Here is a 6,478-nt window from a genome sequence, read left to right as displayed (position 1 = left end):
TTCTCGGTTGCTGGATACCTCATTCCTCGAACTCCCCAGCCCCTGTCATGCTTTTTTTGAGCAGACGGTTTTCAAGGGTAAGGTCGGCCACGCATTCCTTCAGGGCCATGGCCTCAGATCGCAACTCCTTCACCTCAGGCGATGTCGCCTGACGCGCTGTGTCGCCGGAAAGACGACGCTTTCCAGCCTCAAGGAATTCCTTCGACCAAGTATAATACAGGCTGTCAGAGATACCCTCGCGGCGACACAACGCCGAGATGCTTTCCTCGCCGCGCAATCCGGCCAAAACAATGCGGATCTTCTCCTCCGCCGAGTAGGTCTGACGGGCCTTGCGGCGGATGTTCTTGACCAGCTTGTCAGCTGCATCTTTCGATGTTCCGGGCTTCTTGTTCATCTTCGCTCCTTAAAGGCTACGATGAACCAGAAACCCTCCGTTGTTCAAATCGCCATATCTGTCCCATAGGTGCTGACGTCAGACAAAACACTACCCGCAGCCACAACGGTTTCAACAATCGATCTGAAGAGGCACATCGGACCACCGGAAGGTGAGAAAAGAGTATGGGGTGGCTCAAATCGCCGAGACAAGCCCAGCGATTTCTTACCGTTCATGTTCACGTCCAAACCATATTTCGTCCGCCCCGCCATACGTTTTCAGTCGCTGCCTGTCGCCAGACCAGAGCCAATGCCCACTGGATTTGGGACGACATTACGCATGAGCTGAAGACGACATAAGACCTAACCTACTGATTTCGCTGAAAGACACTCTGATAACTTGATGATGCCCCTACGAAAGCGATGTATGACAATCGCCTTAAAGTGATAAATTGGTCAAAAAAGTTGACAACTTACCTAGAGGAAGGCGATGGTAGTTTTCGTGGAGCGATGCCACTGCCTTGATGAAAAGCTGCTCTAACAAAAAACGGGGGGACTCAATGACTCACAAATACGCAATTTCCGGACTTCTGCTCGGAACCATGCTGACTGCGCCCGCTCTGGCGCAAGATAACATGAACAAGCTGACCAATATGCAAAAGACCGACGCGGCATTCACCCACGTTGATCAGGATGGTGAGCGTACAGCGGCGCTCAAGCAGATCCTGCCGCATATCAACGTCCCCGATGGTTTTGCCGTCAGCCTCTATGCCGTCGTGCCCGATGCCCGGTCGATGGCCGTTGCGCCGCAAGGGACTGTGACGTTCGTTGGTACCCGGAAGGACAAGGTCTGGTCTGTCGTTGACCGTGATCGCAACCGTGTCGCAGACGAGGTCATGGATTTCGCACCCTCTGTCACCTTCGACATTCCGAATGGTCCGTGCTTTTCACCCGATGGATTCCTTTATATTGCCGAACGAAACCGGGTGCTGAGTTTTCCTGCGGCTGAATTCTTTTTTGAAGGGCCGGATCCGGCTGTCGGAGAGGTTATCGCACAAGGCGAGTTGATCCCCGCCGAAGAAGAAAGTTTCAACCACACCGCACGGGTTTGTCGCGTGGGGCCTGATGGAAAGCTTTATATTTCCCTGGGACAACCGCACAACGTCCAGCCTGCGGCGAAGGTCGAGATGTATGACGAAATTGGCATCGGCGGCATTATCCGGGTCAACACTGACGGTTCTGGACGCGAGGTCTATACCAGAGGCATCCGCAACTCGGTCGGACATGATTTCAATCCGGCCAATGGCGACCTGTGGTTCACCGATAACCAGGTCGACGGTATGGGCGACGATATTCCGCCGGGAGAGCTGAACCGTCAGACCTCTGCCGGGCAACATTTCGGTTTTCCCTGGACCAATGCCGGCGTTGAAATTCCTGATTTCAAAGACGTCGCGCGTCCGGAAGGTGTCGAATTCGTGGAACCTCAGGTTGAGATGCAGGCCCATGCGGCCGACCTGGGGATGAGCTTTTACGGGCATTCATCATTCCCGGATAAGTATCATGGCGGCATCTTCTCGGCGCAGCATGGATCGTGGAACCGAACCACGCCGGTTGGCGCGCGGGTGATGTTCACCGCACTCGATGAGGAAGGCAACGCAGCCTCGACCGAGGTGTTCGCGGATGGATGGTTGAACGACGAGACGGGCGAATACCGGGGGCGTCCGATGGACGTTGCATTCCTCAAAGACGGCTCCATGCTGGTCTCCGATGATTTCGCGGGCGCGATCTGGCGTATCGCATATGAACCTTCTGCGACAGAATGAGAGTTGCGATGATATCCATCCTCGGCGTGCTGATGTTCGCCGGGGGTGCTCCGGCGGTCGCTGGCGATCCGGCCGCAGGTCACAAAGTCGCCAATATGTGCCGAACATGTCATGGCATCGACGGCTATGCGCAGACACCCATCGCGCCGCATATCGGTGGTGAGCCGAAAGAATATCTTGAAGCCCAGTTGATGGCGTTCAAAACCGGTGCGCGCCAGCACGAGATGATGACCGTTGTTGCGGCGGGTCTGTCAGCGCAGCAAATCTCGGATGTCGCGGAATGGTACGCATCTCACAATGCGACCGCCACTTTGCCGGCTGGCGTTGATCCGGATGATGCGCCTGCGGCCTGCGTGTCCTGTCATGGGATCGACGGCATCTCGGTTCTGCCGGACGTGCCCAATCTGGCGGGCGAGGTGAACATCTACCTGGATACCCAACTCAAGGCATTTCGGATCGGGAAACGAAAGCACGAGATCATGTCGGAAGTTGCTGCCGAGTTGAGCGATACTGAAATCCGGGAGGTTGCGAACTGGTACGCGAAGGTGCAACTTGAGATCAAGCAGCCTGAGTGATCGTCAGGCTTTCTAGAGCCATCAGCGGCTCGCGGTATTTTCAGCGTTTTCTCTGACGCGAGTGAAGGTTGATACCCTACAAGTTCAATGAGGCACGTCGCGATAAATGTCGCAAAGCACAGTCGCGTGTTACGAACTGGTTGCCCTACAATGAAAGTCTGCGGCGGCGTGGTGGTTTGACGATCTGCGTCGCCGATGACGTCGCCCAAAATTGGGGTGGGTCGCGCTGCAAGTCACACGGGGTCAAGCGTGATAATCGGATCTGGCAATTGAGATCTGTCTGAAAGGGCGGCGATTTATCGAACCGCCGCTTCGAAAGCGGCACCGTCATTCGCGCCGAGCAAATTTAGCGGCAGCACCGCGCACAAACCTGCCATTCATCCAACGTCTGTTATCTAGCTCGCAAGCCTAATCCCCGAAGCCTTGTCACAAAAGCATCACTTTTAATGCCTCTATAATTCATATATGCATGAATCATGGAAATAGTAGTCCCCAACCGCCTCTCCGTCCTCGGCCATCCTCAAAGATTGGCCGTATTTCGCCTGCTAATGCGTCGGTATCCGGATCGCATTCCTGCGACCGAACTCGCCAGAGCGCTTGATCTCAAACCTAACACGCTGTCGACCTATGTGAACGCGCTCATGCAAGCTGGACTTGTGACGCAAGAACGCGTTGGCACGTCGCTGCGCTATGCCGTCGACATGGACGCCACGCGGGAAACTTTCGATTACCTGCTGCTCGATTGTTGCCGCGGACGTCCGGAAATCTGCTCACTCAACGCGTATGCCGCCCTTTCAGGATCCAATGCCATGCCTGACCAGAAGTATGACGTGCTCTTTATCTGTACGGGCAATTCTGCCCGCTCAATCTTCGCCGAAGCCATCCTGCGGGATGTGGCGGGAGACAGGTTTGTCGCCTACTCGGCGGGCACAAAGCCCCGTTCAGAGTTGAACCCTTTCGCGCTCGAGGTTCTGAAGAAAAATGGCCATGACGTCGGCCTGCTTCGATCCAAGAACCTGGCTGAATTCCAGAGTGCAGAGGCCCCCGCTTTCGATTTCGTGTTCACGGTCTGCAATCAGGCGGCCAATGAGGAATGCCCGGCGTGGCACGGGCAACCAGTGAGTGCCCACTGGGGTTTGCCAGATCCGGTCAAAATTGATGGGTCGGATGCAGAAAAAAGTCTCGCTTTTCAACAGGCCTACGACGCGCTTCGCAACCGCATCATCGCATTTACCGCGCTCCCGTTCGCATCGTTGAACCGGGTCTCATTGCAAAAGGCGGTAGACGATCTGGGTCAAACTACGATTGGAAACTTCGCATGACCGTTTATGCCCTCAACGGCCTTGGCCGCATCGGTAAGCTGGCCTTGAAACCTTTGCTGGAGCGGGGTGCCAAGATCGCGTGGATCAATGATGCTGTCGGCGACCCGGAAATGCATGCGCATCTGTTTGAGTTTGACACCGTCCACGGCCGCTGGAAGGCAGACTTCGCGCATGATGCCGATAGCGTCACGATCGACGGTATACGTCTGCCGTTTATCGGCACGCGAAACATCGCGGAGCTGCCGCTTGACGGTGTTGATGTGGTGATCGACTGCACGGGCGCTTTCAAGACGGAGGCAAAGCTCGCCCCCTATTTCGCTGCCGGCGTGAAGAAGGTGGCGGTGTCGGCGCCTGTGAAGGACGGGGTTGCGGCCAATATCGTCTATGGTGTCAATCACGATATTTACGAGCCGGACCGCCACCGCATCGTGACCGCTGCCAGTTGTACGACCAACTGCCTTGCCCCGGTCGTGAAAGTCATTCACGAGAATCTGAAGATCAAACACGGCTCCATCACGACGATCCACGACGTCACGAACACGCAGACCATCGTGGATCGTCCGGCCAAGGACCTACGCCGCGCACGATCGGCGCTGAATTCCCTGATCCCGACGACCACGGGCAGCGCCACGGCAATTACCCTGATCTATCCCGAGCTGACCGGACGCCTGAATGGCCATGCCGTGCGCGTGCCCTTGCTCAATGCGTCTCTGACGGACTGCGTTTTCGAAGTGGAGCGCGAGACGACGCCCGAAGAGGTCAACGCCCTGTTTAAGGCTGCGTCAGAAGGCCCCTTGAACGGCATTCTGGGCTATGAGGAGCGCCCGTTGGTCTCGACCGACTACACCAATGACGAACGGTCCAGCATTGTGGATGCGCCATCGACCATGGTCATCAACGGCACTCAAGTGAAAATCTACGCCTGGTACGATAATGAGATGGGCTACGCGCACCGCTTGGTCGATGTGGCAATGATGGTCGGAGCCTCGGTGTGACCGATACGTCAACCCGGCCCGAGGGGCTGTCGGCCTATATCGCCGTTACGGCCGCGTATTGGGCGTTCATGCTGACAGACGGCGCCTTGCGCATGCTTGTTTTGCTGCATTTCCACACTCTCGGCTTCACGCCGGTACAACTGGCCTACCTGTTCGTACTCTACGAGATCGCCGGCATGGTCACCAACTTGACCGCCGGGTGGATTGCGGCTCGGTTTGGCCTGACCTCGACGCTCTACGCGGGGCTCGGCCTTCAGGTGCTCGCGCTCTTGGCGCTGACTCAACTGGACCCGAACTGGGCGATAGGGGCGTCGGTTGCCTTTGTGATGGTCGTCCAAGGGGCGAGTGGCGTTGCGAAAGACCTGGCCAAAATGTCATCGAAATCCGCCGTAAAGATCCTGGCGCCTGCGCAAGGGGATGGCTTGTTTCGCTGGGTCGCCTTGCTGACTGGCTCCAAGAACGCCGTGAAAGGGCTCGGCTTTCTGCTGGGCACCGCCCTGCTGGCCACATTTGGCTTCACAACCGCCGTTCTCGGGATGGCCGCCGTCCTCTTCGGTATTCTCATCGCGGTACTGATCGCCATGCCAGCCGGGCTTCCGAAGGGGCGCAAAGGGGCCAAGTTCTCTGAAGTCCTCTCGAAATCGGCCAACGTGAATTGGCTGTCACTGGCCCGCGTTTTCCTGTTCGGGGCGCGTGATGTTTGGTTTGTCGTCGGGATTCCGATCTATTTCTACGCCGCGTTGTCCGACGGGACCGAAGCAGGCAACCGCGCCGCCTTTTTCGTGATCGGTATATTCATGGCGCTCTGGATCATTCTCTACGGAGCTATTCAAGCCGCAGCCCCACGCCTGTTGCGCGCCAAAACCCGCAATGAAGCGCAATTGATCAACGCAGCGCGGGGATGGGCCTGGGCCTTGGCGGTGGTCCCCGCAGCGCTGACCGCGGCGGCCTGGATCGCAATGGGCCCAGAGACATGGTTGACGGCGGTTTTGGTTGTCGGGCTCTTGGCGTTCGGCGCGTTGTTTGCCATCAATTCGGCGCTGCATTCCTATCTGATCCTTGCCTTTACCAAGGCGGAGCGGGTCACGATGGATGTGGGCTTCTACTACATGGCGAATGCCGGAGGGCGGCTAGTGGGGACCGTATTGTCAGGTCTGACTTATCAGGTCGGGGGATTGACGCTTATGCTTGCCACGGCCGCCGTGATGGTTGCGGTTTCTGCCATCACCTCCGGCCAGTTGTCAGGAGATTACAAAGAGGCTGGCACGACATGAGTAATTTTGAACGCTCGTGGAAACCATCAAGGCGTGGGCGAGAGGCCGGTATTTTCATGTCGGCCTCGTCCCTAGACGGCATATCCCTTGATATTTGGCAATACCACGCCCTTTCGT

The 6,478-nt window shown here is 56.9% G+C and carries 5 protein-coding genes and 2 pseudogenes; 6 read left to right on the top strand and 1 reads right to left on the bottom strand.

Annotation, left to right across the window (positions count from 1 at the left end; translation table 11 throughout):
* Positions 1-394, bottom strand: a pseudogene (locus ACN0WV_RS17970) (transposase); the annotation flags it as partial.
* 95 nt (positions 395-489) lie between these two features.
* Here ACN0WV_RS17970 and ACN0WV_RS19535 point away from each other — a divergent pair.
* From ACN0WV_RS19535 to arsJ, 6 genes and pseudogenes are all read left to right on the top strand, one after another.
* Positions 490-732 (top strand): annotated as a pseudogene (locus ACN0WV_RS19535) (IS6 family transposase); the annotation flags it as partial.
* A 200-nt stretch (positions 733-932) separates the two neighbouring features.
* Positions 933-2,195, top strand: coding sequence for a PQQ-dependent sugar dehydrogenase (locus ACN0WV_RS17965; protein ID WP_417607636.1), 1,263 nt, complete (start codon positions 933-935; stop codon positions 2,193-2,195).
* 8 nt (positions 2,196-2,203) lie between these two features.
* Positions 2,204-2,770 carry a c-type cytochrome gene (locus ACN0WV_RS17960; protein ID WP_417607634.1) on the top strand — a complete coding sequence of 189 codons (567 nt, stop codon included), beginning with the start codon at positions 2,204-2,206 and terminating at the stop codon, positions 2,768-2,770.
* A 476-nt stretch (positions 2,771-3,246) separates the two neighbouring features.
* Positions 3,247-4,092, top strand: coding sequence for an arsenate reductase/protein-tyrosine-phosphatase family protein (locus ACN0WV_RS17955; RefSeq protein WP_417607632.1), 846 nt, complete (start codon positions 3,247-3,249; stop codon positions 4,090-4,092).
* Positions 4,089-5,087 carry an ArsJ-associated glyceraldehyde-3-phosphate dehydrogenase gene (locus ACN0WV_RS17950; protein ID WP_417607630.1) on the top strand — a complete coding sequence of 333 codons (999 nt, stop codon included), beginning with the start codon at positions 4,089-4,091 and terminating at the stop codon, positions 5,085-5,087. The genes ACN0WV_RS17955 and ACN0WV_RS17950 overlap by 4 nt, the downstream gene beginning before the upstream one ends.
* Positions 5,084-6,361: an organoarsenical effux MFS transporter ArsJ gene (gene arsJ / locus ACN0WV_RS17945; RefSeq protein ID WP_417607628.1), complete on the top strand. Its 1,278-nt coding sequence runs from the start codon at positions 5,084-5,086 to the stop codon at positions 6,359-6,361. Before ACN0WV_RS17950 ends, arsJ begins: the two co-directional genes overlap by 4 nt.
* Positions 6,362-6,478 lie beyond the last annotated feature (117 nt).

The sequence above is a fragment of the Primorskyibacter flagellatus genome (assembly GCF_048268605.1).
Taxonomy (GTDB): domain Bacteria; phylum Pseudomonadota; class Alphaproteobacteria; order Rhodobacterales; family Rhodobacteraceae; genus Primorskyibacter; species Primorskyibacter flagellatus.
This window is presented reverse-complemented; position numbering and strand designations above follow the sequence as displayed.

What these genes read in the sequence shown, in the direction of transcription:
- ACN0WV_RS17955 (WP_417607632.1), top strand. Translation starts at nt 3,247, where the DNA reads ATGGAAATAGTAGTCCCCAACCGCCTCTCCGTCCTCGGCCATCCTCAA.
- ACN0WV_RS17960 (WP_417607634.1), top strand. Translation starts at nt 2,204, where the DNA reads ATGATATCCATCCTCGGCGTGCTGATGTTCGCCGGGGGTGCTCCGGCG.
- ACN0WV_RS17950 (WP_417607630.1), top strand. Translation starts at nt 4,089, where the DNA reads ATGACCGTTTATGCCCTCAACGGCCTTGGCCGCATCGGTAAGCTGGCC.
- ACN0WV_RS17965 (WP_417607636.1), top strand. Translation starts at nt 933, where the DNA reads ATGACTCACAAATACGCAATTTCCGGACTTCTGCTCGGAACCATGCTG.